17 protein-coding genes are annotated in these 26,685 nt (G+C 41.7%); 11 read left to right on the top strand and 6 right to left on the bottom strand.

The window, feature by feature from the left end:
* Window positions 1-35: 35 nt before the first annotated feature.
* Window positions 36-3,203: a PVC-type heme-binding CxxCH protein gene (locus tag CLV48_RS17105; protein WP_106568514.1), complete on the bottom strand. Its 3,168-nt coding sequence runs from the start codon at window positions 3,201-3,203 to the stop codon at window positions 36-38.
* Window positions 3,204-3,597: 394 nt separating this feature from the next.
* Here CLV48_RS17105 and CLV48_RS17100 point away from each other — a divergent pair, with 394 nt between their 5' ends.
* From CLV48_RS17100 to CLV48_RS17065, 8 genes are all read left to right on the top strand, one after another.
* The gene (locus tag CLV48_RS17100) at window positions 3,598-5,982 is read left to right on the top strand and encodes a DUF1549 domain-containing protein (protein WP_106568513.1); all 2,385 of its coding nucleotides are present in this window, start codon (window positions 3,598-3,600) and stop codon (window positions 5,980-5,982) included.
* 26 nt (window positions 5,983-6,008) lie between these two features.
* Window positions 6,009-7,439 (top strand): DUF1501 domain-containing protein, encoded by a 1,431-nt coding sequence (locus CLV48_RS17095; protein ID WP_106568512.1) that lies wholly within the window; start codon window positions 6,009-6,011, stop codon window positions 7,437-7,439.
* Between the two features lie 37 nt (window positions 7,440-7,476).
* Window positions 7,477-10,134, top strand: a complete 2,658-nt coding sequence (locus CLV48_RS17090) for a c-type cytochrome (RefSeq protein WP_106568511.1) — start codon at window positions 7,477-7,479, stop codon at window positions 10,132-10,134.
* A gap of 200 nt (window positions 10,135-10,334) precedes the next feature.
* Complete coding sequence (locus CLV48_RS17085) at window positions 10,335-11,108, top strand: 3-keto-disaccharide hydrolase (protein WP_106568510.1); 774 nt, start codon at window positions 10,335-10,337, stop codon at window positions 11,106-11,108.
* A 3-nt stretch (window positions 11,109-11,111) separates the two neighbouring features.
* Entirely contained in the window at window positions 11,112-12,194 is a 1,083-nt protein-coding gene (locus CLV48_RS17080; RefSeq protein ID WP_106568509.1) for an aldose 1-epimerase family protein, read from the top strand.
* Window positions 12,195-12,214: 20 nt separating this feature from the next.
* The gene (locus tag CLV48_RS17075; protein WP_106568508.1) at window positions 12,215-13,423 is read left to right on the top strand and encodes a cupin domain-containing protein; all 1,209 of its coding nucleotides are present in this window, start codon (window positions 12,215-12,217) and stop codon (window positions 13,421-13,423) included.
* 217 nt (window positions 13,424-13,640) lie between these two features.
* Window positions 13,641-14,672 (top strand): TIM barrel protein, encoded by a 1,032-nt coding sequence (locus CLV48_RS17070; RefSeq protein ID WP_106568507.1) that lies wholly within the window; start codon window positions 13,641-13,643, stop codon window positions 14,670-14,672.
* A gap of 104 nt (window positions 14,673-14,776) precedes the next feature.
* Window positions 14,777-15,937: a Gfo/Idh/MocA family protein gene (locus CLV48_RS17065; RefSeq protein ID WP_106568506.1), complete on the top strand. Its 1,161-nt coding sequence runs from the start codon at window positions 14,777-14,779 to the stop codon at window positions 15,935-15,937.
* A 375-nt stretch (window positions 15,938-16,312) separates the two neighbouring features.
* Here the strand turns inward: CLV48_RS17065 and brnA are convergent, their stop codons facing one another.
* From brnA to CLV48_RS17050, 3 genes are all read right to left on the bottom strand, one after another.
* The gene (brnA, locus tag CLV48_RS17060) at window positions 16,313-16,552 is read right to left on the bottom strand and encodes a type II toxin-antitoxin system BrnA family antitoxin (RefSeq protein WP_211299966.1); all 240 of its coding nucleotides are present in this window, start codon (window positions 16,550-16,552) and stop codon (window positions 16,313-16,315) included.
* Entirely contained in the window at window positions 16,524-16,784 is a 261-nt protein-coding gene (locus CLV48_RS17055) for a BrnT family toxin (RefSeq protein WP_106568505.1), read from the bottom strand. Before CLV48_RS17055 ends, brnA begins: the two co-directional genes overlap by 29 nt.
* 78 nt (window positions 16,785-16,862) lie before the next feature.
* Complete coding sequence (locus tag CLV48_RS17050; protein ID WP_106568504.1) at window positions 16,863-17,894, bottom strand: GntR family transcriptional regulator; 1,032 nt, start codon at window positions 17,892-17,894, stop codon at window positions 16,863-16,865.
* A gap of 155 nt (window positions 17,895-18,049) precedes the next feature.
* On the opposite strand from CLV48_RS17050, the gene CLV48_RS17045 reads away from it, so the two are divergent.
* From CLV48_RS17045 to CLV48_RS17035, 3 genes are all read left to right on the top strand, one after another.
* On the top strand, window positions 18,050-20,158 hold the full coding sequence (locus CLV48_RS17045) for a bifunctional aldolase/short-chain dehydrogenase (RefSeq protein WP_106568503.1): 2,109 nt from the start codon (window positions 18,050-18,052) through the stop codon (window positions 20,156-20,158).
* Window positions 20,159-20,792: 634 nt separating this feature from the next.
* Window positions 20,793-22,070, top strand: a complete 1,278-nt coding sequence (locus tag CLV48_RS17040; RefSeq protein ID WP_106568502.1) for a sugar isomerase — start codon at window positions 20,793-20,795, stop codon at window positions 22,068-22,070.
* 1 nt (window position 22,071) lies between these two features.
* Window positions 22,072-23,397 carry an FGGY-family carbohydrate kinase gene (locus CLV48_RS17035; RefSeq protein WP_106568501.1) on the top strand — a complete coding sequence of 442 codons (1,326 nt, stop codon included), beginning with the start codon at window positions 22,072-22,074 and terminating at the stop codon, window positions 23,395-23,397.
* Between the two features lie 119 nt (window positions 23,398-23,516).
* Here CLV48_RS17035 and CLV48_RS17030 read toward each other — a convergent pair whose 3' ends face one another.
* Together CLV48_RS17030 and CLV48_RS17025 are read right to left on the bottom strand one after the other, a co-directional pair.
* A complete protein-coding gene (locus tag CLV48_RS17030) occupies window positions 23,517-25,715 on the bottom strand; it encodes a peptidase domain-containing ABC transporter (protein ID WP_106568591.1) in 2,199 nt (732 codons plus the stop codon).
* 24 nt (window positions 25,716-25,739) lie between these two features.
* Window positions 25,740-26,534, bottom strand: coding sequence for a hypothetical protein (locus CLV48_RS17025; protein ID WP_106568500.1), 795 nt, complete (start codon window positions 26,532-26,534; stop codon window positions 25,740-25,742).
* Window positions 26,535-26,685 lie beyond the last annotated feature (151 nt).

The following is a 26,685-nucleotide window of genomic DNA, read 5'->3' as shown; positions in this document are numbered from 1 at the left end:
TTGCTTCTTAATACTCAAGTCTTGCTTTTGGTATCTTATTTTTCCATTGGGTGCATTTTCAATAACTCTGCCGGAGAATAGAAACCTTTTTTATCAACAATTGAAGCCCTAACTTCTTTCACTTTTTCCGGACGGATAGGTGAAGCCTGGTTTCCAAATGAATTCCGGACAAAGGTTAATACTGCGGCAATCTCATTGTCATTGAGCATGCCCTCATAAGGAGTCATGGGTACCTGCCCTGGATATTCCCTTCCCAATACTTCTATGGGTCCCATCAGCCCTTTCAGCACCAATTTGATCAAGCGTTCCTCACTCCCCAAAACCCACGGTGTACCAACAATAGGTGGAAATAATGAGGCGGAAAGACCTCTTCCGTCGGGCTGATGACAGGTAGAACAAAATCCGTCCCTATTATAAATTTCTTTCCCAATTAGGAACAATTCCAAATCTCCACCTTTAAGGTTGGATTTGATATCCTCCTCTTTCTTCTCCCTTACGGAGACCCCGTTGATATGTGCAACAGCGGCCTCATGAGCATGAACCATCCAATTGTCCAAAGGCATTTTTTCTGCCTCAGCTAAAATAGGCAATCCTTTTTCTTTGGACAACCAGGATGCCGCCACTATCGCTTCCAGTCTGACCCGTCCATGTGGATCCTTCACTGCCTGCATCAATAACTCTGCCTGATCTTTTACCTGATGTCCCGAATATCTCAATACCCTTACCGCTGCAGCCCTGACCCTAAAATCATTTGCCTGAAGCAGTTGCTTAAGCAAACGCTGCTCCACCTTGTTGAGACCCCAACTCACCCAAAGCGCTTCCAAAAGGTAAGCTTCGTACTTTGGATCATTTTTATCTAAGTTTGAGGTCCAGGTTGTTATGCCTTTCAAAACCTGATCGGCATCCCTACCCCTTAACTCCCTTCTGGTTCTGTACCTTGTCCTGAATTCCGGTAATTTCAGATTATCCAAAAGTTCCGGTATACTGGCACCATTTATTTTTGCAGGTTCCACCAAAGGCCTGGAAGGATAGGTAATGCGGTAGACCCTTCCGTGAACATGGTCCCTCAAAGGATCTCTGGCATTGTGCTGCATATGGCCTATCAGCACATTGTGCCAATCTATAAAATAAAGCGACCCATCGGGAGCAAATTCCATATCAACCGGACGGAAATTTTTGTCATTGCCTTTTACCAGATCCAACCTATGTCGGGTCTTATATCCGGTTCCATCGTCTTCTATGGCATGTTGTTTCATACCCAAAAAACCAATGGTATTATTGATTAATAGATCCCCTTGAACCTCATCAGGGAAATGCCTGCTTGATACAAATTCCAATCCAGAAGTAGGCCTAACCCTATGGGAATCTTCGATCAAATTGTATGATTTATGGGTTGCTTCTCCATATCTTGGCAAAACGGAGCCGGGCATCATCCACATCACATCTGGACCGGATGTTTCTGCAAAAAAATTCTGCCCCCATTCGTCAAAAGCGATGCCCCATGGATTGGGAATAGGCAATTGCGCAGTCCTTTCTAAGTGGTGTCTGGCAGGATTATACCTGAAAAATCCTCCATTAGTAGCCCGCACAGTCCCATAGGAAGTCTCCACATTGGAGTGAAGAAATACTCCCTCTCCCATATAAATCGCCCCGGAAGGATCTGCCGCAAAGGCAGAAATCACATGGTGGGTGTCGTGGTCATCAAAACCGCTGAGCAAAATTTCCAATTTATCCGCACGGTCATCCCCATCGGTATCTATGAGAATTTTAAGATGGGTGCCCTGCGAAACATAAACCCCCTCCGGTGCTATTTCAAATCCCATAGGAAGATGGAGGCCTTCCGCAAAAACGGTCTGCTTATCAGCCTTTCCATCTTTATCAGTATCTTCCAAAATGATGATTTTATCATTTGGCTTTTTATCACCTGGTTTGTAATGAGGGTAACTGGGACAGGTTGCTATCCACAGCCTACCCTTATTATCAAAACTCATCTGCACCGGATTGGCCAAATCCGGAAACTCCACCTCAGAAGCGAAAAGTTCTATTTTATATCCTTCCGGTACAGTCAATTGATCCAATGCATCCTGCCCATAAAGATATTTCATGTTCCCATTGTGCTGAGGATTGTAATTAGTTTCAACGGGAGGCAATTCAATGGTTTTTTTATCAGCAACAGCAAGGTCCATCCTTTCTCCTCTCGCAGCCATCCAGATGGCCTCATCCCTGATGGCGGTCATCTGCCTGATTTTCTCCAACTCAGCAGGATAATTGTCAGGACCAAAAGGCTTATACCTCCTTCCATATACATGGACACCATTTGGAATTTTATAGTCATTGTGCCACATCCAGTTTTTCTCCATAACCATCTCATGGATCAAAGCCCTATGTTTCTCCGCATTTTTCTTAGCTTTTCCAAACACCTCGTCAGCCAGTAAACCTGCCAATTTCCTGTAGCCTTCCTCATTCAACTGGGAACCGTCGATGGTTAAAGGCTGATTGGAAGAAGCATACCATTTTTTGGACGGATTGAAAGCATCTACAAAGAAAACCTTGTTGTTCCCGGCAACTTCCTTCATGGCATTGGTGTACATTTCAAGGTTTTTGTTTTCTTTTACTCCATTGGGCAGATCTTTCATGGAAGATAAATCTTCAAATGCAATGGGGGAAATAATGGCCAATTGGGGTGGGGTATTTCCGTTATAATTTTGTCGTAAGGTATGTTTGATAAAGGCATCCAATTCTGCTTTGTAATTTTCCAGCCCTTCTTCACCCTGGAAAGACTCATTGTATCCAAAAAATGCAAGAATGACATCAGCCTTGTGCCTATACAACCACTCATCCGGAGTCTCATAATGCCCCTGACTGTCTGAAAAATTAGCAAACTCTGTCTGAAAATCTTCAGCACCTGGAAAAGCCCATGGAGAAATCCTGCCCGAATGTGGTCTGAAACCGGGAGTATTGCCTCCATCGCACATATTCCTGATATACAGCAGGCTATCTGGGTATCGGACATGCATTTCCGTTTCAAAAAGGCCATAATCCATCATTCTGGAACCAAGATTATTCCCAATAAGGATGATATGATCGCCTTTTTTAAACTTTAGCCCATCTTTTTGGGAGCATTGGAAAACAGGAATTATGAAAACAATAATTGCAAGGGTCTTCAGCAATTTTCTGGCAGGGGTTATCAAAGGGTTTCTCATTCTCTATGATCAAGAATTTTTAATAGGTAATTGAGCTAAGCTTAAAGTTGACAGGATATAATTTCGCCCAAACGTTCCAAAGACATCTTGTATTCTACTTTATTTTTAAGCGACAATATACCATTTTGGAATTTAAGTATTTACCATGAAATCTTAAAAAAATTATGAAAAAGGGTTAAAAGAAGTTTCAAAAGGCTTCTAGCTTCATAACTATGACAGATTAACAGAACCGTCACACTAAGATTTTAACATTTTGGGAATTGTACAAAAAACAAAATAACATCTAGTTTCCCATCATACAGGTAGGTACAGGACAGTTGTTTGTATAAAAATTTAGAAAATTATATATTGACTCTTCTCTTCCTGTTTTTAAATAAATAGCCCACAATAACCTATGATGGCAGAAATTTTCTGGTTTTGGCAATTCCTGGGAAGGCTACATCCATTGGTAGTCCATTTTCCAATTGCCCTACTTATTTTTGCTGCTTTTCTGGAAATCTTCACCATTGGAAAATACCAATCTAAATTGAGGCCTGGCATCAATGCCATCCTTCTTGGTGGCGTCTTTTCAGCATTGATTGCCGCATTTTTTGGATGGCAGTTGGCCGAAAATGAAGATATTTCAGGTGATTTATTGGATCAACACCAGCTTTTCGGATTTATTACAGCCGGAATAAGCCTGGTTTTGTTATGGTTTTGGAGGCAAATCGAATTAAAACAAAAGCTGCAAAACATTAAGCTTTACAGGGGAGTGCTGTTCCTAACTACTTTTGGCGTCATACTCACAGGTCATATGGGTGCTTCTTTGACCCATGGAGAAGATTACCTGAGCAGCACCTTGCCTTGGAATCATGGTATGTCTCCTTACCAACCCGGTAATTTTGATTTAGCCCATTACCAATCAGAAACAGGTACACTTTCCTCAGAGGCAGAACTTAAATTAATTGGTGAAGTAAGGACCATTCTCGCCCATAATTGCTATAAGTGCCATAGTGGGGCTAAGATCGAGGGAGATTTAAGGTTAGATTCCAAAGAACTTGTATTTAAAGGTGGAGAATCAGGAGCAGTCATAGTGGCCGGAGCCCCAAATCAAAGCGAGCTGATCAGGAGAATAACTCTCCCCAAAAACCACAAAGAGGTAATGCCTTCTAAAGCTAACCCCTTAAGCAAACAGGAAATTGCCTTGCTGACATTATGGGTAGAAAAAGGAGCCCCTTGGCCGGAAAATGCTGCCCAGCCAAGCATTTACAGGGTTGCCGACTTGGCTCCTCGGAAACCCGCTCTGCCAAAAGGCGCAAGTGGGTTGACAAACCCAGTAGACCTGTTTGTCAATGAGTATTTTCAGGAAAAAAGATTAAAATGGCCTCAAACCATCGACGATAAGACTTTTTTGAAAAGAATTTATCTTGACCTCATTGGACTCCTGCCAAGTCCTGAAGCCTTGGATGCCTTTACAAAAGATCCAAATCCCGACAAAAGAGCCAATTTGGTAACCCAATTGCTCAGCAGAAATGAGGATTATGCCATGCATTGGCTGACCTTTTGGAATGACCACCTGAGAAATGACTACACTGGAACCGGTTACATCACCAATGGAAGGTACAACATCACGGATTGGTTGTTCCAATCTCTTTTGAACAACAACCCCTACGATGTTTTTGTCAAAGAACTGCTCCATCCAGATGAAAAATCCAAGGGATTTATAGAAGGCATCCGGTGGAGGGGAACTGTCAATGCCAGTCAAAGAACCGAAATGCAGGCGGCCCAAAATGTCGGACAGGTGATTTTGGGGCTGAACCTCAAATGCGCCTCCTGCCATGACAGCTTTATTTCAGACTGGAAATTGGATCAGGCCTATGCCTTTGCCAATATTTTTGCAGACACCACCTTAGAAGTCAGCCGCTGTGAACAGCCCACAGGAAAGATGGCTTCCACAAAAATCCTATGGGAAGAACTGGGAGAAATAGACAGTTTGGCTTCGAGAACTGAAAAACTCCGCCAACTTTCAGAAAAACTGGTACAGCCGGCCAATGGAAGAATGTACAGAACCATTGTCAACAGGGTATGGAAGCAACTCATAGGAAGGGGATTGGTAGAACCGGTAGATGAAATGGACAATGCCCCTTGGAGCCAGGATTTATTGGATTGGTTGGCTTCAGAATTTGAGGATACAGGATATGATCTAAAAGCTTTGATCCACCTGATCGCTACCTCTAAAATTTATCAATCTGCTTCCTTGGGCGTAAAAAGTCCTGATTTATTAGTGGCAGAAGATTACATCTTTACTGGCATGACCAGAAGAAGAATGACAGCAGAACAGTTTGCTGATGCTGTAAGCCAGATCATTTATCCCCTTTTTGAAGAGCAAGAGTTAAAATTCAACCCATTCCAATTAGCTAAAAATGAACAGTCTCCTCCAGCTTTTGTAAGAGCTTCCTTGGTGGCCAATAACAGTTTTCTTACAGCAATGGGCAGACCCAATAGGGAAATAGTGACCACTTCAAGGGACTCTCAGGCCAGTCTCCTTCAAGCTTTGGAATTGACCAACGGGGAAAGGCTATATGAAGTACTTGAAAAAGGAGCTGTCTTATGGAAGGATACATACGGAAATGGAGAATTGATAACAGAGGAATTTTATCGGAAAGTACTACTTAGAAAACCCAGTCAAAAAGAACTGAAAATCGCAAAAGATGCCTTGGGGGATCAGCCTGGAGCAGAACAAATTCAGGATTTTTTTTGGGCGGTATTGTTACTTCCTGAATTTCAGATAATTTACTAGATGAAAAATCAAAACTATTAAACCACATGAATTCGCATTTGAAGAGGAGAGATTTTTTAAAGAAAACAAGCGCCGCGGCCATGGCTACAATGGCCATGGGGTCTCCTCTTTCAGGTTTGCTTTCATCCTGTCAATCCAATATCTCCATTCCTTCCACTGCTGATAGTGTCATTCTGCTATTTATGGCTGGTGGAATGGCGCATACAGAAACATTCGACCCTAAAAAACATACTGCCTTCCGTAAAGGGATGCATTCCAGCGAGGTGCTCAGTACTTTCCCGGCTGTTCCTACCGTATTGGATGGCATCCATTTTTCTGAGGGATTGGAATCCATCGGAAAAATCATAGACCGAGGTACTTTGATAAGGTCTTATGTGGCCGCAGATTTAGGACATATCCTCCATACCCGACACCAATACCATTGGCATACCTGCTATGAACCACCTCAATCTGTGGTGGTGCCCCATATAGGTTCCTGGATTGCCAAAGAATTGGGGCCCTTGAACCCAGTAATCCCACCTTTTATCAATATAGGTCAAAGATTTACAGTTGGAGAAGGAGAAGAACTCAAGGCATTTCACAGTGCAGGGTTTCTGGGATCTGAATTTGGTCCGTTTCTGATTCCCGACCCTATCTCAGGCCTTGAAAGTGTGCGGCCTCCCGTAGGCATGTCCCTTCATCGGTTTGAGGCAAGGAACCAATTGTATGAAAATCTGATCAAGGAAAGCCCTATGGGAGAATTTGGGAGTGATTACCAAAAAGAATCCCTGAAAAGATCCATGGAGCAGGCCTACATCCTTCTGAATTCTCCGGAAGCTAAAGCCTTTGATCTTAGCCAAGAGCCGGAAGAAAGCTATGACATTTATAACACTGGCAAATTTGGCTTAGGCTGCCTATTGGCCAAAAGGCTGGTCAACCAAGGTGCGAGATTCATCAGCGTAACCACAGAATATGAGCCCTTTATTGGTTGGGACACCCATGACAACGGCCATACCCGGTTGAAAGACATGAAAAAATTAATAGATGCACCTATTGCGCAATTGATCAAGGACCTGGATGAAAGTGGGAGATTGGAAAGGACTTTGGTGATTGTGGCCAGTGAATTCAGCCGGGATATGCTGACCGAAGGTAGGCCTGATCTAAAGGTTCAGGACCAAGTGGATGTGCCCGAAATCATCGAAGACATGAAGAATTACGGTATGCACAGGCATTTTACCGATGGCTGTTCTATCCTGATGTTCGGTGGGGGTATAAAAAGAGGACATGTATACGGCAAAACAGCAGATGAAAGACCTTGCAAAACAATAGAAAAACCGATCAAAATAGAGCGCATCCACCAGACCATTTACCATGCCCTGGGCATTCCACCGGACACCCATTATATGATTGAAAAAAGACCATTTTACACCACCCCAGACGGACATGGAAAGGTGGAATATGAGCTTTTGAAAACTTAAAAATAAAAACTTAATAATACCCCAAAGACCAATCCCTATGTTAACAAAAAGTTCAATTTTAAAATCCATCACGCTACTGCTCACTTTAGGAGTTCTTTTTTCCTGCGGAAAAAAGGAAGAAGATGCTGCTCCCCTTGACCCAAAGTTGGCTAAACTTAAACTTCCTTCGGGATTTAAGGCTGAACACATTTACAGTCCGGGAGAAAACGAACAGGGTTCCTGGGTAGGGGTAACTTTTGATCATAAAGGGCGGATGATTGCAACTGATCAGTATGGCGCACTATACCGGCTTGAAATCCCGGCCATCGGTGCAGAAGACCTGAGTCCAAAAGTCGAAAAACTCAAAGTAGGAACGGATGAAAACAAGTTGGGGATGGGTTACGCTCAAGGAGTTTTGTACGCCTTCAACAGTCTTTATGTAATGGTAAACCACAATGCCAATGATGCTTTTGATAAAGGAACTGGACTTTATCGCCTTCAGGACAGCAATGGTGATGACCAATATGACAAAATCACTTTGATAAAATCTTTGGAGGGTGAACCAGGTGAACATGGCCCGCACAGTATGGTTGTATTTCCTGATGGACAATCTATCTATCTGGTTGCCGGCAATCATGTGGATGTTCCTGAAATGGATGCTTACCGGCTTCCCAAAGTTTGGGATGAGGACAATCTTTTTCCTGTGATCAAGGACCCAAGGGGACATGCCAACAACCGGATGGCGCCTGGAGGTTGGATTGCCAAAATTGATCCGGATGGAAAAAACTGGGAATTGATCAGTGCAGGCTTTAGAAATGCTTATGACATCGCCTTCAATGAAGCAGGTGACCTATTTACCTATGATTCGGATATGGAATGGGATTTTGGAATGCCTTGGTACAGACCCACCCGTATTTGCCATGTCACCAGTGGCAGTGAATTTGGATGGAGAACAGGAAATCAAAAGTGGTCTCCCGAATACCCTGATAATTTGCCTGCCACTTTAAACATTGGGCAGGGTTCGCCTACCAATGTGATGTTTGGTACAGGATCAAATTTCCCGGAAAAGTACAGGAAAGCCCTTTTTGCTTTTGACTGGAGTTTTGGTATCATTTATGCCGTTTTCCTGGAACCCTCAGGAGCTACTTATTCCGCCACTGCAGAGGAATTTATTTCTGGTTCTCCCCTTCCGCTTACAGACGGAGCCATAGGCCCTGATGGTGCCATGTATTTTATGACAGGTGGCAGGAGATTGGAATCAGATGTCTACCGGGTGTATTATACAGGAAAAGTAGATGATTCGGGCTCAATCAAGACATCTCCCCCTGCTTTACCTGAAGCACATCAAACCAGAAGGATGTTGGAAGCCTATCACAGCGGTGGACCAAAAGCAGAAGCAATTGAGACAGCTTGGCCCTATTTAAAAGATGGGGATAGGTTTATCCAATATGCAGCACGCATTGCCATAGAGCACCAACCCGTCAGTGAATGGCAGGAAAAGGCTTTGAGTGAAAAAGATCCAAGCACCTTGATCCAATCCATGATTGCCCTTATCCGTCAAGGAGACAAAAAACTTCAAAACAGGATTTTGGAAGCACTTATGGCCTTAGATTTCGAACAATTATCCTCTTCTGATCAGCTGAATATGCTCAGAGCCCTTGAATTGAGCTTGTTCAGACAAGGCATGCCCTCCAATGCAATGAAGTCTCAGTTAGCTACAATCCTGACCCCTAAGTTTCCATCTGGCAACAATAACCTTGACAGGTCGCTCAGTAAAGTTTTGGTGCATATAGAAGCACCTGAGGCGGTGGAGAAAATAGTGGCCCAACTCAGGGTAGCAAAGGACGATCTTGACTACCAAAAAACATTTACTTCTTCCTCAGACCTGATTTTAAGAAACCCACAGTACGGCCTTGACATTGCGGATATGCTGGCCAATGTGCCCCCTGCCCAACAATCTTATTATGCCACTGTTTTGGGTGCTGCCAAAGTGGGATGGACTCCAGAATTGAGAGAGGCTTATTTCACTTGGATCCATGATGCCTTCCAATACAAAGGAGGCAGAAGTTATGTAGGCTTTATAGACAGGGCCAGAAAAATGGCTTTGAGTAAAGTCAGCCCTGCTGATTTTGACCATTACAATGAGATGTCAGGAGCCGCCCTACTGACTGGCAGTGGTAACGATCTTGTGGTTTCAGCAATTCAGCCACAGGGGCCCGGCAGAAACTGGAAAGTGGATGAAGCTTTGGCCCTAATGGATGATCTGAAAGGCCGAGACCTGGTCAGAGGCAAAGCCATGTATGCAGCCACCCTTTGTCAATCCTGTCATACCATGCAAGGTGAGGGTGGTGTGGTAGGACCAGACCTTACCCAATTGGGCACACGCTTTTCTCCTAAAGATATTTTGGAATCCACCATCAATCCCAATGCGGTCATCAGTGACCAATATGCTGCCACTATTTTCTACCTGTCTGACGGGAGTTCAGTTTTGGGCAAGTTGACCTCCGAGGACAAAGAAAAATACTACATTTCCCAAAACCCCTTTGACTCTCAAAACATCAGGGAAATCCCCAAGAAAGAGGTTACAAGGAAAAAACTTTCAGAAATTTCAGTAATGATGCCCGGATTGATCAACCGGCTGAATGAAGAGGAATTAAAAGACTTGATGGCTTATTTGATTTCAGGTGGCAATCCAAACCATGAAGTATATCAATAGTCATTATGAGATTTTAACATTTTGGAAAATATACAGAAAAGGAAATGACAGCGATTGAAACATCATGCTGAGCGGAGCTTGCGGAGTCGAAGAATCTCCCATATGATAATAGACCCCCCGAAAGGATCGGGGCAGGCTTTCGCTTCAGTCAGTGTGACGTTTGATTATGTTATTGGTACTTGATTTATAAAAAACAGACTATGAAAGATTTTAGCTATTTAAAGTACCTGTTCATTCTTGTAATAATCAGCTTTACCGCTTGTAGACAAGAGAAAACTTCTGCATCTGGTAAGGAGGAAGATGATGATGGCTTTATATCCATTTTTGATAGCCAAAGTATGGAAGGCTGGGAAGGGGATCCGGACATTTGGAGGGTAGAGGATGGATTGCTTATCGGTGAATTAACTGCTGAAACAGATTTGAAATCCAATACCTTTTTAATTTGGAAAGGAGGAGAACCAAGGGATTTCGAATTAAAAGTAGATTTTAAAATCACGGAAAATGGTAATTCCGGAATCAATTACAGAAGTGAAAGGTTGGAGGATATTCCTTTTGCATTGAGGGGCTATCAGGCGGATATAGACGGTAAAAACACCTATACAGGACAGAATTATGAGGAGAGGAAAAGAACTACCTTGGCTTACCGAGGGCAGCAAACCAAAATCAATCCCCAAGATCCTCCTGGTGAAATCAGGGACTTTGTGGAAAGAAATGCGTGGCGTGGTCTTGAACTCACCAAAGAACTGGGAGACCGTGATTCATTGAAAAACCTAATCAAAGCAGAAGATTGGAATCAAATGCACTTGGTGATCAAAGGCAATCACCTACAACATTTTGTCAATGGTATTTTGATGAGTGAAGTAGTGGATGAAGACCTTGTCAACCGAAGTTTTGAGGGTTTCTTAGGATTTCAGGTTCATGTAGGCCCACCCATGCAAGTAGCTTTTAAGAACATTTACATCAAAGAGAAATAAACTATGGAAAACTCCTCCAATCCTTTGATCTATTTTTCCAAGAATAAAATCTCAAACCCTTGCCAGTTGGGTGGAATCGAGACTTCTGTATTGGATAATGGACCTGGCAAAGGAGTAAGGATCGCTTGGGTGAATACTGGCGGGGGATTACGGTACAAAATCGTCCTGGACCGAGGAATGGACATCGTAGATGCCTTTTTCAATGCCAGCAGCTTGGCATGGATCAGCCATGCTGGAGTGTTGCATCCCCAGCCTTTTTCCAATCAAGGCATTGATTGGCTGAGAACCTTTGCCGGTGGATTATTAACTACTTGTGGCCTCTCCCATATTGGTGGTCCTGAGTCTGATCAAAATGGAACAAGAGGTCTTCATGGAAATCACAGTAACCTTGCGGCGGAGCTTATTTCTGTCAAGCAACCAGATGTTAGGAATGGTGACCTAAATTTGGGCATGACAGGACTTATCAGGGAGACCACCACGTTTGGTCCTCAACTGGAATTGAAAAGAACCATTTCCGGAACGCTTGGAGAAAACTACCTAAAGGTTCATGATGAAGTCACCAATGTAGGCAATACTCCTGCCCCACATATGCTATTGTATCATATCAATTGTGGCTATCCTTTGATTGATAAAGGCACAGAAATTATTTGGAAAGGCCAATGGGAGTCCATGGATAAAGATCCAAACAATAGGATTTTCAACGCTTCCAATAATTTTAAAACATGTCCTGATCCCATGGATGCACATGCAGGATTTGGGGAAGATGTGGCTTTTATCAAGCCTCATGGGGAGGCAAATGGCACAGCCATTTGTGGTTTTATTAATGAAAAGTTGAGTCTGGGATTGTCCATAAAGTTCAATACCCTTCAATTACCATGGCTGATCAATTGGCAGCATTGGGGCAAAGGGGAGTATGTTACCGCTTTGGAACCTGCGACCAATCCTCCAATTGGGCAGGCAAAAGCCAGAACTGAGGGTACTTTGATTGAGTTGGCCCCTGGGGAAAAAAGAAACTACGATCTTGAATTAAAGGTCATTACAGAAATGGATGATCTGGAAAATTTATTAAAAATCAATAACCATTAACCAAAATAACCCGCATTATCATGAGTTTGGCTAAAAAAGCACTAGAACAAGGGGAGGGAATTCTCCGATTGACACCGACCTGGGTACCACGATCTTTTTGTGTTCCAGGCAGAAGGATAAAACTGCATCCCGATGATTATTATGTCTTAGGCGGAGTGAGAGGGGGTATCGATGAAAGATGGCTTTCTTCCACTACTCCTGCACAAAACGGTTTATTGACCGGCAAAAATGAAGGCTTGAGCCATATTGTTTATAAGGATGGAGCTGATGAAAAGCTCTTTTTATTGAAAGACGCTATTGATGAACTGAAAGGGGAAATCATCGGGGAAAGGATTTGGGAAGAACACAAAAGCTGGCCCATGTACTCCAAATTTTTTGACAATATGGGCCCCCTGCCACACCACATTCACCACAACGATGAATATGCTGCTATGACAGGTCAGAAGGGGAAACCAGAAGCCTACTACTTTCCTCCGCAGCTCAACAATCATGGAGGAGACTTTCCATATACCTTTTTTGGGATTGCGCCTGGCACCACCAAAGCGCAGATCAAAGAATGTTTGATGAATTTCAATAAAGGAGACAATAAGATTACCAATTATTCACAAGCCTTTAAGTTGGAGCCAGGTACCGGATGGGATGTGCCTCCAGGTATGCTGCATGCCCCAGGTAGCCTTTGTACCTACGAACCACAGAAGGCTTCGGATATTTTCGCCATGTACCAGTCCTTGGTCAATGAGGCGATTATTCCTGAAGAATTGCTCTGGAATGGTACACCCAAGGACAGAGTCGGGGATTATGACCTCTTGGTAGAGGTTATCGATTGGGAACTGAATACCAATCCAAATATCCTTGACAACCATTTCATGCTTCCCAAGCCGGTTTATGATCAGGCTTGGATGGAGTCCCAAGGATTTGAAGAAAAATGGATCTGTTACCGTTCACATGATTACAGCGCTAAAGAACTTACGGTATTGCCCGGTCAGACCGTCACCATTACAGACAATGCTGCCTATGGGATGATCATGATGCAGGGACATGGGAAAATGGGAGTATGGGATGTAGAAACCCCGGCATTGATCCGATATGGGCAACTCACCCATGATGAATACTTTGTTTCTGAAAAGGCTGCCAAAGCAGGTGTCAGGATCAGCAATCCTTCCAAAACAGACCCTATTGTGATGCTGAAGCACTTTGGCCCGAATAACCCGGATCTGAAAGTAGAATGATAGAGACGAGAATTTAGATGCGAGATATTAGACTAGAGACAAGAACAGAGAGATCGAGGCGTTTTGCTGTCCTTGGGATTTAAGGTCAATTTCAGCACCAATATCAAATATCTTAATATCCCAATATCAAAACAGCGTCCCTTGACCATTTAACCAATAACTAAATCAACTAATAACCAATACCCAAAAACTCAATTATCATAATACCAAAATAACCATGTCACAAAACAATTATCCCAAAATCCATAATGCGACCTGGCCAGGCATAGTGGGCAAAGGTCCTGATTCAGAACCTGTCATCCCTTTTGATACTTTATTGGAAATGACGGCTGCTGCAGAAGTAGACGGAGTAAAATTTGACGGCGTCGATATCGGCTTACTGGATCCCCATCTCAACATTGACATGTCGGATGATGACATCAAAAAATTGGCGGATAAAGTTTCCAAGCACAAGCTCAATATCGGCTCACTGGTTGCGCCCATTTGGGCAGGATCAGCCATGGGAAGTACGGATCAAATAAAGACTTTTGTGGAAATGGTCAAGAAGTCTTGTGCCATTGCCAAGCGGCTGAATGAACTGGGGGTTAGGCACTATGGCGTGGTGCGGATTGATTCGGCATCCGGAGTTTCTGACTGGGCAAAGGATCCTAAAGGCAATAGCAAACTGATAGCACAGACTTTCCGTGAAGCCTGTGATGTTGCTGCCGATTATGGAGAGCGATTGGCAGCAGAGGGGGAAATCTGTTGGGGAGGTATGCACAGCTGGAAACACATGGTGGAGCTATTGGAAATGGTGGACAGGAAAAACATTGGCTTCCAGGCAGACATGTCCCATACCTTTTTGTATACCCTTGGATATAATGCGCCTGAACATAGAATTCTTCCGGCTGATTTTGACAAAAATGATCGGGAAGCCATCAAATCTGCTTTAAAAACAGTAACTGATGCGCTCCGTCCATGGACCATAGATTTTCATGTCGCCCAGAATGACGGAACTGTTTTTGGTTCGGGCTCTCATGACAAAACAGGCCGCCACTGCCAGGCCACAGATCCCAATGGCTTGCTCGACATTACCCACGATGCCGGTTATTGGTTGAGGGATGAAAATGGGAATCTTACCAAAGCCATGCAACACATTTGTTGGGATGGCTGCATGTTCCCCAATGCTGTCATGGAAAAGCAACAAACCTGGAATGACATCCTCGCAGCCTTGATAAAAGTTAGGGAAGCGCATGGATGGAATAGTTAAGATTATAGAAACAAGAAACAAGAAGCAAGAAACAAGATGAGAGACTAAAGGAAAACACTTTTTTGGTCTCAAATCTTATGTCTCACATCTAAAATCTAAAAAAAATGAGCAATAAAAAACCAATACGAATAGGATTGATAGGTACGGGATTAATGGGCAGGATCCATACCAATGCCTATAAAAGAATACCGGACTTCTTTTCCGAATTTGAATACATGCCTGTACTACAGGTGGTCTGTGCCAGAAGGGAAGACAAAGTCAAGGCCTTCGCAGAGCAATGGGGTTATGTTTCTTATGAAACAGAATGGAAAAAACTCATCGCACGGGATGATATTGATGCAGTGGATATCTGTACACCAAATGATACCCATGCGGAAATTGCCATAGCAGCAGCCAAAGCAGGAAAGATGATACTTTGTGAAAAACCCCTTTCCAGAACTTTGGAAGAAGGCGAAGCCATGGTCAAAGCGGTGGAAGAAGCCGGGGTAAAAAATACCGTTTGGTACAACTACCGCAGGGTACCCGCAGTGACCTTAGCCAAACAATTGGTGGATTCAGGAAAACTGGGTAAGATTTTCCATTACAGGGCCAATTTCCTGCAGGATTGGACCATTAATCCCGAGCTGCCACAAGGTGGGGATGCCCTTTGGAGATTGGATGTGGATGCAGCAGGATCGGGGGTAACGGGTGATCTGCTGGCCCATTGCATTGATACTGCCATGTGGCTGAACGGAGGTATCAAGGATGTTTCTGCGATGACAGAAACATTTATCAAAGAACGGGTCCATCAAGGAAGTGGAAAGGTCCAAAAAGTAGGTATTGATGACGCCTGCGTATTTCATTGTCATTTTGACAATGGTTCTTTGGGACTTTTCGAAGCTACAAGGTATGCACGGGGGCATAAGGCTTTATACACCTTTGAAATCAATGGTGAACATGCCTCTATCCGTTGGGACCTTCATGACATGAACTGGCTGGAAATCTTCGATCACAAAGACGAATCAAGAATAAGGGGTTGGAGAAAAGTCCATATAACAGAAGGTGAACAACCTTATATGAACAGGTGGTGGATTCCCGGAACTTCCATCGGTTATGAGCATTCCTTTATCCATCAGGCTGCGGACTTTTTCCTGAGTCTTCAGACAGGTGAACCTTGCGCACCAACCTTTCAGGATGCCTATGAAACCCAAAAAGTCTGTCAGGCAGTACTCGATTCCGCAGCATCTAAAAGTTGGAAGGATACCGGGGTTACCTGGAAAGGATAATTTTGCCTACATTAATAAACGTTTGAACCCGAAATATGCATTAGAATTTCTATTACGAGGTCATCCGCCGCGGCGGACATAATCAATCGTTTCACTGCATTTAGCTCGTTCAACATAGAGATGACTATGCTTCATTCGCTAAATGCTTGATTCTTTTGTGTTTTAACCTCTCACTACGAACCCTAATGCATAATTCGGGTTAAATGAAAAGTTGAGATAAGGACATTGAAATAATGTGGAAATATAGTAGAAAAATGTCCTCCACGAAATATAAAATAAAAGAAACCTGCCAAGTTTCAGCATGCCAATTTCCATGCTAATTGGATTGGAAACTGAAAACATGGCAGGTTTAAAATTGAAAAGCACCAATATTATTTATTGAACTTCCTTTAGTTTTTCTGAGATAAAAACTTTGATAAGACTTTGACGCGTTATCCCTAATTTTTGAGCTTCTCGATCTAAGTCATCGACCATCCATTCAGGAAAATCAACACTTACTCTCCTTGCTTTTAGCCCAGGCTTGATAACTTTATCGAGTTTAAGGTACGAAGTTATATCTTCTCCTTTTTCAAATTTCTCATCAAATTCAGCTGCTGTAATAGATCGCTTTTTCATTTTCTCTAGATTTTCTAACTGATATTATTCTTACTAAATCATTTCGGTAAGTAAAGACCGCAGTCCAAATAGCAACTTCTAGTTTAGCAATCAATAAGTAACGCTTCTCATCTACTGTTTTTGCCTCAATTATCGTTCTGTTTGGATCTTTCCATAGACTTTTTGCCTCATCAAAGTCTATCCCGTGCTTAATTTTGTTGGCTTTGCTTTTTTGGATATCAAATTCAAACATATTTCATAAAGTATACTGAAATTAATTAAAAAGTGTTTAATTTTTAAACAATTATCTGTTATAATTTTCTAGTAAATGCTACAAAGACTCCCTTTCAATTACCTTAAAATCATTTTTGATTTGCTTGCCCTGCCTCGTTAAAATCATTTCAGCGGTCAGTTTGCCCATTTTTGCAAAATCCGTACTGATCACGGTAATCCCTTTTTCCAATACTTCTTTGAGAGGTGTTTCATTGTAGGACAAGACCCCGATGTTTTTTCCGATTTTCAATCCTTTGCTACGCCGGGCAATCTTGATGAGGTTAACCAGGTCATTTTCTTCGATAATAATATAGGCTTCTTTATCCTGAATGGTAAGGGACGCATCTACTTCTGAAATGATTTTATATTCCAAACCTGCCTCCACAGCATACTTTTTAAATCCCAAGAGAATATTTTCAGGATAGGGATAATTAGAATGAAAAGGAAATACCAAAATCAATTTTTCATATTTCAACAATTTGGAATGGAGTTGTTTCAACGCATTATAAATATCCTGCTTGAAATCCTGAAAAACACTACCGAAACAACCCCTAATTTCATCAAAATTATTGTCCAATAGAATCAACTTTTCTTTCGGTAGGGAATTGATCAGATCGATGGCTTTGGGCTCACAATCTTTTTTGAAATGGGGCATGATAACAAAAAAATCATACTCCTCTTTCCTTTGTTCAAGAATTTTTTTCAATAAATCATACTCACAATGATGGATATGGAAAAAAATATCCGCTCGGTCTTCCATGGCTATAAGGAACGAATTGAAGATCTCCTTTTTATAGGCACTTAATTTATTAAAAAGCAGGAGGATTTTGTATTTTGATAAATTGGAATGATGGCAAATGTAATAGCCTTTTCCCCGTACAGATTCTATAATGCCCTGTTTTTTGAGAATGGAATAAGCCTTTTCTACCGTATCCCTCGATAAATAATAATCCGCACTCAGGTTATTGATTGAGGGAATCTTATCCCCATAATTTAATACGCCACTGACAATCATTCCTTTGATTGCCTTTACAATTTGAATGTATTTTGGAATACTTGAGCTTTCGTCAATGTCTAAGTCAAGCTGCATATTTTTCTGGGTTTGGGAAAGGCTAAGATTGGCACAAAATACAATTTAAACAAATGGAATGTTGTAAAGAGCAAATCAGTATAGTACAGGATAGGAGATCTTATTGAGAAAGGTATATTTGATTGAAACTTGAAATTTGATTCCCTATACAACTCATGAAGAATACACAAGAAACCTTTAACCACGTGTCCTATCTATGGGACGATGAAAATGCCGCAGCCTTGGGCAATGACGAAGTTGCTTTATTGATATATCGATCCAATATTTTGGGCGCTGACTTAAGAATCACCAATTACGGAGGAGGAAATACATCCTGTAAAACTATAGAAAAAGACCCCCTGACCGGAAAAGAGGTGGAAGTCATGTGGGTAAAAGGTTCCGGCGGAGATATAGGAACCCTTACCAAAGCCGGTTTAGCCGGGCTCTATGTGGACAAGCTGCGCGCTCTGGAAGGAATTTACCGGGGGATTGAGCATGAAGATGAGATGGTAGGACTTTTCAACCACTGCATCTACGACCTGGACTCCAAGGCCCCTTCTATTGATACGCCTTTACATGCCTTTTTACCCTTCAAACATATCGATCACCTGCATCCCGATGCAGCCATTGCCATCGCGGCATCCAAAGATGGAGAGAAAATCACGCAAGAACTTTTTGAAGGACAGATTGCCTGGGTGCCTTGGCAAAGACCAGGCTTTGATCTGGGATTGCAATTGAGAGATGCATTGGAGGCCAATCCGGGTATCCGAGGCATCATGCTGGGCGGACATGGGCTTTTCACCTGGGGAGATACTGCTTATGAATGCTATATCAACAGCTTGGAGGTGATCGAAAAAGCTTCCGCTTACCTCGAAGCCAATTACGGCAAAAAGAGACCTGTGTTCGGGGGTGAGAAAATAAAAGCGCTGGAACCGGATCAAAGGAAAGATCAGGCAGCCAAAATAGCTCCCTTATTGCGCGGATTGGCTTCCAGCTATAACCGCATGGTGGGCACTTTCAATGATTCTGAGACTGTGCTGCAGTTTATCAATTCCCATGATCTGGAAAAACTGGCACCATTGGGTACCTCTTGCCCTGACCACTTTCTAAGGACCAAAATTGCCCCATTGGTATTGGATTTAACTGCCGATCAGGATTTATCTGACCTAGCTGCTTTGAAAGGCCATATAGAAAAGCTTTTTGCCCAATACAGGGAAGGATACAAAGGCTATTACGAAAAACACAAACGCTCCAACAGTCCTGCTATACGTGACCCGAACCCGGTGATTATCCTTTGGCCTGGAGTGGGAATGTTTTCCTATGCCAAGGATAAGCAGACTTCTCGTGTAGCTTCTGAATTTTATATCAACGCAATCAACGTGATGCGGGGAGCAGAGGCTGTATCGGAATATGTCTCTTTACCGCTTCAGGAAGCTTTTGATATTGAGTATTGGTTGCTCGAAGAAGCCAAACTCCAACGCATGCCCAAAGAAAAAGCCCTTTCCAGAAAAGTGGCTTTGATCACCGGAAGTGCGGGAGGAATTGGTAAGGCCATCGCGGATAAATTCGCGGCAGAGGGTGCCTGCGTAGTGATTTCTGATATAGACGAGGATCGTCTGACCAATGCCAGAAAAGATTTTGGAAAAGATGCCGCCATCGCCGTCAAACTCGATGTGCTGGACAATGATACGATTGCTCAAGCCTATAAGGAAGCCTGTTTGGCCTTCGGCGGAGTTGACATCATCGTCAACTGCGCCGGATTGGCCATCAGCAAATCTTTGGCCGACACAACAGAGGCTGACTGGGATTTGCTCAATGATGTCCTGGTCAAGGGTCAGTTCAAAGTTTCCCAAGCCGGAGTGGCCGTCATGAGAGCCCAAGGATTGGGTGGAGACATCATCAATATTGCTTCTAAAAATGCATTGGTTTCCGGACCAAACAATGTGGGCTATGGCACAGCCAAAGCTGCCCAGATCCACATGTCCAGGTTACTGGCTGCAGAACTCGGTCCTGATAAAATCCGGGTCAATGTGGTCAACCCTGATGCGGTGATTGAAGGTTCTAAAATATGGGAAGGCAAATGGGCTGAAGGCCGGGCAAAAGCATATGGCGTAACCGTAGAGGAATTGCCGGCTTACTACGCCAAGCGAACCTTGATGAATGAAATCATCAGCACCAAGGATCTGGCCAATGGGGTGTTTGCCTTTGTCAGTGGCTTACTGTCCAAGTCCACGGGGAATATATTGAATGTGGATGGGGGCGTGGCTGCGGCATTTGTGCGGTAAAGGCGCATAGGATTATTGCCACAAAGGCACTAAGACACAAAGGGGAGAATAATTACCAGTAGCTATCCATTGAAAACAGGCAAGCTAATGCTAAGATCTTTGTCTTGTCATTTTAAGTCTCACGCGAAGGCGGAAAGGCGCTTAGAGTAATAGCCACAAAGGCACTAAGACACAAAGAAAGGTTAAAGCAATTAGCTATATATCAGTTATGGGTTAGCTAATGTTAAGCCGTTTGCCTTGTCACCTCCCTGCCCGTTCCGTTCAGGCGGGCCTGCCCGCTGCAGGCGGGGACGAAGGAGAGGTCTATTCGCCTTTGAAGAAGAATTAGATTTCTCACTTCCTTCGAAATGACAAAGAGAGGTCTATTTCACATTTATTCCTTAAATTATCATCAAAATAATCTCCGCTTCGTGCCTTGGTGTCTTTGTGGCAAAAAACAAAAACCATAATCCACTTTGTGCCTTCGTGCCTTTGTGGCTATAAAAAACCATAACCTAATCCACTTTGTGCCTTCGTACCTTTGTGGCTATAAAAACAATAACCTATTTCACTTTGTGCCTTCGTGCCTTTGTGGCCATAAAAAACAACAACCCAACTCCACTTTGTGCCTCAGTGCCTTTGTGTTAAAGAAATTATGAGAATAACCACCGACCATATCCAATCCACCAATAAAACCAGAGAAATCTCCCATGCCAGGGAATTCAACTTCCTTACGGAAAATCTGGAGAAAAAAGGCCTTGATGTAGAACAGCTTATCAAAAAGCTGCAAGACTTCCAGATCGCCATCCCTTCATGGGCTTTGGGCACTGGAGGTACACGTTTTGGACGTTTTTCGGGAGGTGGAGAACCCACTACCCTGATCCAAAAAATACAGGATATCGGCATCCTTCATGCACTGAATAGGTCCAGTGATTCGGTTTCCCTCCATATCCCATGGGATATACCTCAGGACTATGATGCTATCCTCCAAGCAGCTTCAGATGTGGGAATCGGTTTTGATGCGGTCAATTCCAACACCTTTCAGGATCAGGCAGACCAAAACCTGTCCTATAAATTCGGCTCTCTGGCCAATCATGACAAAGCCATCCGGGAACTTGCTATTGAACATAACAAAGAAGTGATCCGAATTGGTGAAAAACTGGGTTCAAAGGCCCTTACAGTTTGGTTGGCGGATGGGTCATCCTTTCCCGGACAACACAGTTTCCGCAAAGCCCTGCAAAACACCAATGAGTCTTTACAGGAAATTTACAAAGAACTCCCTTCAGATTGGAGAATGCTCGTAGAGTACAAACCTTATGAACCCTATTTTTATAGCACGGTCATACAGGATTGGGGCACTTCCTTTCTGTTGGCCAATAAACTGGGGGACAAAGCTTTTACTTTAGTAGATCTGGGCCATCACCTGCCTAATACCAATATCGAGCAGATTGTTGCCACCTTGATGACAGAGGGCAAATTGGGAGGCTTTCACTTTAACGACTCCAAATACGGTGACGATGACCTGACTGTGGGCAGCATCAAACCTTACCAACTCTTCCTGATTTTCAATGAACTGGTAGCTGGTTTCAAAGAAACTTCCAATCCTGCCCCAGCTTGGATGATTGATGCCAGCCACAACCTGAAAGATCCTTTGGAGGACTTGTTGCAATCCGGAGAAGCCATCAAACTGGCTTATGCCCAAGCTTTGATCGTGGATCAAAATGCCCTGCATGCTGCACAAGCTTCACATGATGTGGCCTTAGCTCAGGAAATCCTACAGGAGGCATTTAGAACTGACATCAGACCTTTGGTAAGAGAATCTATCCGCCAAAGCGGAGGGGCCATTACCCCCATTCATAGCTATCGGGAACTGAAAGTCAGGGAAACGCTGATCAAAGAAAGAGGCAAAGACAGTAAAGCCAGCGGATTGTAACATGGAACCCATCAAAGTAACTGCCATATTTGATATTGGAAAGACCAATAAGAAGTTCTTTCTCTTTGACCAGGAATTGAAGGAAGTCTATAAGGTGTATCATCGCCTGGATTATATACAGGATGAAGACGGTGAAGATTGTGAATCCATTCAGGCATTGACCCAATGGGTCAGACAAACCTTGAAAGAAGCTTTGGACCTGCCACAGTTTCTTATCGTCAAACTCAATTTCACCACCTACGGGGCTTCTTTTGTGCATATTGACCAAATGGGAAATCCGGTCGCACCCCTGTACAATTACCTGAAAAAGTATCCGGAGAATATTTTAGAACAGTTTTATTCCAAATACGGTCCAGCTGAAAAGTTCAGCCAGGAAACCTCTTCTCCTGCCTTGGGCATGTTGAATTCCGGTCTGCAGCTGTACTGGTTGAAGTACGCCAAACCGGAAATCTTTAAGAAAATCCACCGCAGCCTTCACCTTCCCCAGTACTTTTCATTTCTTTTTACGGGAAAAGCAGTATCAGAATATACGAGCATAGGCTGTCATACAGGCTTATGGGATTTTGCCAAAGGAGAATATCATCACTGGGTCAAAGCCGAAGGGATAGACAAAATATTACCAGAGGTGGTGGACACTACGACCAGTTTTCCCAAGACCTTTGACCAGCACAGCATGAGTATAGGCGTGGGAGTACATGATTCTTCCTCCGCATTATTGCCATATCTGACCACTAATACCGAACCATTTGCCCTATTGTCCACAGGTACCTGGGCAATCAGCATCAATCCTTTTAATGATGCCACTTTGACTTTGGACGAGCTCCGCAAGGACTGCCTGCACTTTCTCAGCAAGGAAGGAAGACCCATCAAAATCAGTAGGCTGTTTATAGGAGAAGAGCATAAGGTGCAAATCGAAAAACTCTATGTGCATTTCCAACTGGAAAAAGGCTATTACAAAGCATTATCTTTTGAAAAGGAGCGCTACGATATAGCCAAATCTAAAACCCACAAACGGTTTAGGTTTGAATACCTCAAACCGGAAGTTTATGGCTTGACGCAGGCAGCAGCAACCGATTGGAAAGGTTTTGCAGATTTCGAAGATGCCTATTACAGCTTTATCCATGAACTCACTGACCTGCAAGTGGCATCCCTTTCCCTGGTCCTGAATGGCAGCACCTCAGTCAAAAAACTCTATATCGACGGGGGCTTCAATGCCAATCCTATTTTTGTGGAGATGCTAAGGGATAAACTACCAGGTATAGCAATTGAAACTACGGACTTTGCTTTGGGGACGGCATTGGGGGCAGGGATGTTGGTGAATTTATAAGGTTTAATTTTATTAAAAAAAATGTCAGTATAAGTTTATTTTGTTTACAAAAACTATTTGATAAATTTTTATTTCAAATCTTTAGTCTAATATTCAAAATGATATCATTAAATTCTCATTCATATTATATCTAATTGATTACTAACTAATTCATAATATATATTTCTGTTTTTTATCAATTGATTATGGGTTCCAGACTCTTTAATTTTTCCTTTATCCAATACAATGATTTGATCTGCATTTTTCACTGTGCTTAAACGATGTGCAATTATAATGACGGTCTTATCTTTTAAATAAGTTTTCATTTTTGAAATAATTGATTTTTCATTATTGGCATCCAAACTACTTGTGGCTTCATCAAAAAAAAGGAATGAAGGATTTTTATAAATTGCTCTGGCAATTAATATCCTTTGCTTTTGACCTCCACTCAGCCCCATTCCATTAGTGCCAATTCTTGTTTTAAATCCCATAGGTAGCAAATCTACAAATTCGTGTAAATTACATATTTCAGTCGCCTGATTAAACCGATTATAGTCTATTTCTTTACCGTCAAATGCTATATTTCGCTCAATCGTATCATAAAATATATACCCTTCTTGCATAACGGTTGCACATTGGCTTCTCCACCAGGCTGGACCTAATTCATCGATTGTAAACCCGTTAATAGTAATCTTTCCCTCAATAGGTGCATAGAACCCAAGCAATAATTTAAGCAACGTGGTTTTTCCACTTCCACTTGCCCCAACAATTGCAGTAACCTTTCCCTTATATATTGTTAAATCAAAATTCTTTAGCACAAATGATGATTTTGGACCATTATATTGAAATGAAACATTTTCTAATTTTATTTCACCATTCCTCAACAAAATGTCTTTTTTATTTTCAGCAATTTCCCCGGAATTGTTTTCACTTTCTTTATTCTGAACTTCAAGCATCCTTTCTAGACTTAAATTTGCATTTTGACCAGACTTAAAGAAATCCACTAATTGTTCCAGAGGCGCATTGGTCTGCCCTATTATGTAAGAAATACTAAGCATAATACCAATGCTTAAACTATCTTCCATTACTTTTAATGAAACAAAATAAAGAATAATAATATTTTTTAAATGAGTCATGAAAATGAATCCTGATTGTTGCCATTGTTCTAAAATAAGACTCTTTATATTTAGTCCATAAAGCTTCTGTTGAATATATTCCCACTCCCAACGCTTTGTTTCTTCGTTCCCGTATAATTTAATTTCTTGAATTCCATAGATTAATTCGTGAAGCTTTTCTTGGGTTATTTTACTTCGATTAAACCTAATATAATCAAGTTGCTTTCTTTTTTTCTGAAATAAGAAAATCCAAAATATTCCAAGTAGGCTAAAAATAGTGAATATTATTCCAATCAATATGCCATAGTAGTAAAGAATTATGGATAAAATGACTATGTGAATTAAAGAGAAAAATGAATTTATCAGGTCTCCTGTTAAAAACGTTTCTATCCGATGGTGATCAACTATTCTTTGCGATACATCGCCTACTGATTTACTATCAAAAAATTTTATTGGAAGACTCAATAATTTTTTTAAAAAATCGGAAACAATATGGAGACTTATTTTAGCATTTACATTTATTAATAATCTACTTCTAATGACGTTAAGGGTACTACTTGTACCAAATAAGATTAATTGAGAAGCTATCAACAACATCACAATGTTATAATTTTTTTTCATTACTCCTTCATCTATAAGGTACTGAGTAATGAAAGGAAACGTGAATGCAATTAGTGTCGAAACTGAAATAAATACTGCTACCCTGATAATTTGCTTTTTAAACGGGCGAAGATAGTGGAGTAAACCTGCCCATTTTCTAATTATAAGATCTGGCTTTTTTATATTATAAAAGTTAGACTTCGGTTCAAGTAAAAGACAAATGCCTTTCGTTGAATCATTTCCTAACCAAGAGTTTTTGAATGTTCTTTCATCGATCCTATAAATTCCATGTGCTGGATCTGCGATAATAAATTCGTTCTTATTTCCTTTTTTTTTCTTGATTGAATAGAGAACTATAAAATGATCTTCATTCCAATGTAAGATTGCTGGAAGTGGACACTCCTCTATTAACGTCTCTGTATCCGTTTTTACAATCAAAGTCCTAAATCCAATTTTTTCAGCTGCTTGACTAACACCTAGAAGGCTGACACCTTCTTTAGTTATAAATGATTTTTCCCTCAGTTCCTCCAATTCTAACCTTCTTCCGTAATATTCTGAAATTATCTTTAGGCATGTTGGCCCGCAATCAAAAGAGTCTAGTTGATGATAAAATGGTAATTTCATAATCTGCATTCATTATAAAGAACTTTATAAAGATCTAATTGGAGACTCAGGGTAAAAGTGAGTTTGAGTTTCCTGTGATAATAATACTCCTAACCCAAGTTTATCCTTTGAAAATTGCATGAAAAAATTATTTATATCAGTATCTTGAAAGATGGTATTTACCTTAGACAAAAAAGTAAATTGAAGAGTATTAGGAAGAATGTATAAGTCTAATATCAAACTCGTAAAATCCGGATTGTCAGCTAAATTGATGTCTAAACTATCATTAGTAATGAAATCCAAAACTCCATAGTAATTGTTGAAATAGGGATTATTATTTAAACCTTGCCCAATATTTTCTTTAAGTAAATTTAATTTATCCTCCAAATCAATCTTCGACTTATAGCACTTATCAATGAATACATCAGTTGCATATTCTATCATCGCAATTCTTTCATCAAAATCTAATTTTATAATACAACTTAAATCTCCAAGATTACAAAATTTAGTATTACTTTCAGCTTTGAATAAGTACTGTAAAAGCCGAGAAAGTTCAACCAAACCTTCAGAAATTTTACCCTGTTTTATGAGAACCCGACAAATGTTTATATATTGATCAATAGATCCTAAAAGCATTTCTGGGAAACCTTGTTCTTTAATATTGTTAAGGCTATATATTGAGTCCTTAAGAAGATGAATTGCCTCTTCATAATTTTCAGTGCAGTGGTAATAAAAAAAGGCCTTGCCAGGATAAAGAATGAAACCACTTATATTTATTGCTAAGGAGCAGTAGTTATTTTTTTTAGGGACTATGACAAAAACTGTGTAAGTTGGTTTCACTACTTACGAAGTTAAAGTTATACCTCGAAATTCTCTGTGTGATTTAGAAGAAATCGCACGGGGAATTTGAGGAACCCGCGGTAGGCGAATACCCGATCTGTTTGCAGACAATTTCTTACCTTTAACACACAGATTGCAAAAATGAAAAAAG

This window comes from Cecembia rubra (assembly GCF_003014575.1).
GTDB lineage: Bacteria > Bacteroidota > Bacteroidia > Cytophagales > Cyclobacteriaceae > Cecembia_A > Cecembia_A rubra.
Note: the sequence above shows the minus strand (reverse complement) of the source record. Positions and strands in the feature narration are given on the sequence as shown.

Excerpts from the sequence above, each read along its gene's own strand:
- CLV48_RS17105 (WP_106568514.1), bottom strand. The coding sequence starts at position 3,203 with ATGAGAAACCCTTTGATAACCCCTGCCAGAAAATTGCTGAAGACCCTT.
- CLV48_RS17100 (WP_106568513.1), top strand. The coding sequence starts at position 3,598 with ATGATGGCAGAAATTTTCTGGTTTTGGCAATTCCTGGGAAGGCTACAT.
- CLV48_RS17095 (WP_106568512.1), top strand. The coding sequence starts at position 6,009 with ATGAATTCGCATTTGAAGAGGAGAGATTTTTTAAAGAAAACAAGCGCC.
- CLV48_RS17090 (WP_106568511.1), top strand. The coding sequence starts at position 7,477 with ATGTTAACAAAAAGTTCAATTTTAAAATCCATCACGCTACTGCTCACT.
- CLV48_RS17085 (WP_106568510.1), top strand. The coding sequence starts at position 10,335 with ATGAAAGATTTTAGCTATTTAAAGTACCTGTTCATTCTTGTAATAATC.
- CLV48_RS17080 (WP_106568509.1), top strand. The coding sequence starts at position 11,112 with ATGGAAAACTCCTCCAATCCTTTGATCTATTTTTCCAAGAATAAAATC.
- CLV48_RS17075 (WP_106568508.1), top strand. The coding sequence starts at position 12,215 with ATGAGTTTGGCTAAAAAAGCACTAGAACAAGGGGAGGGAATTCTCCGA.
- CLV48_RS17070 (WP_106568507.1), top strand. The coding sequence starts at position 13,641 with ATGTCACAAAACAATTATCCCAAAATCCATAATGCGACCTGGCCAGGC.
- CLV48_RS17065 (WP_106568506.1), top strand. The coding sequence starts at position 14,777 with ATGAGCAATAAAAAACCAATACGAATAGGATTGATAGGTACGGGATTA.
- brnA (WP_211299966.1), bottom strand. The coding sequence starts at position 16,552 with ATGAAAAAGCGATCTATTACAGCAGCTGAATTTGATGAGAAATTTGAA.
- CLV48_RS17055 (WP_106568505.1), bottom strand. The coding sequence starts at position 16,784 with ATGTTTGAATTTGATATCCAAAAAAGCAAAGCCAACAAAATTAAGCAC.
- CLV48_RS17050 (WP_106568504.1), bottom strand. The coding sequence starts at position 17,894 with ATGCAGCTTGACTTAGACATTGACGAAAGCTCAAGTATTCCAAAATAC.
- CLV48_RS17045 (WP_106568503.1), top strand. The coding sequence starts at position 18,050 with ATGAAGAATACACAAGAAACCTTTAACCACGTGTCCTATCTATGGGAC.
- CLV48_RS17040 (WP_106568502.1), top strand. The coding sequence starts at position 20,793 with ATGAGAATAACCACCGACCATATCCAATCCACCAATAAAACCAGAGAA.
- CLV48_RS17035 (WP_106568501.1), top strand. The coding sequence starts at position 22,072 with ATGGAACCCATCAAAGTAACTGCCATATTTGATATTGGAAAGACCAAT.
- CLV48_RS17030 (WP_106568591.1), bottom strand. The coding sequence starts at position 25,715 with ATGAAATTACCATTTTATCATCAACTAGACTCTTTTGATTGCGGGCCA.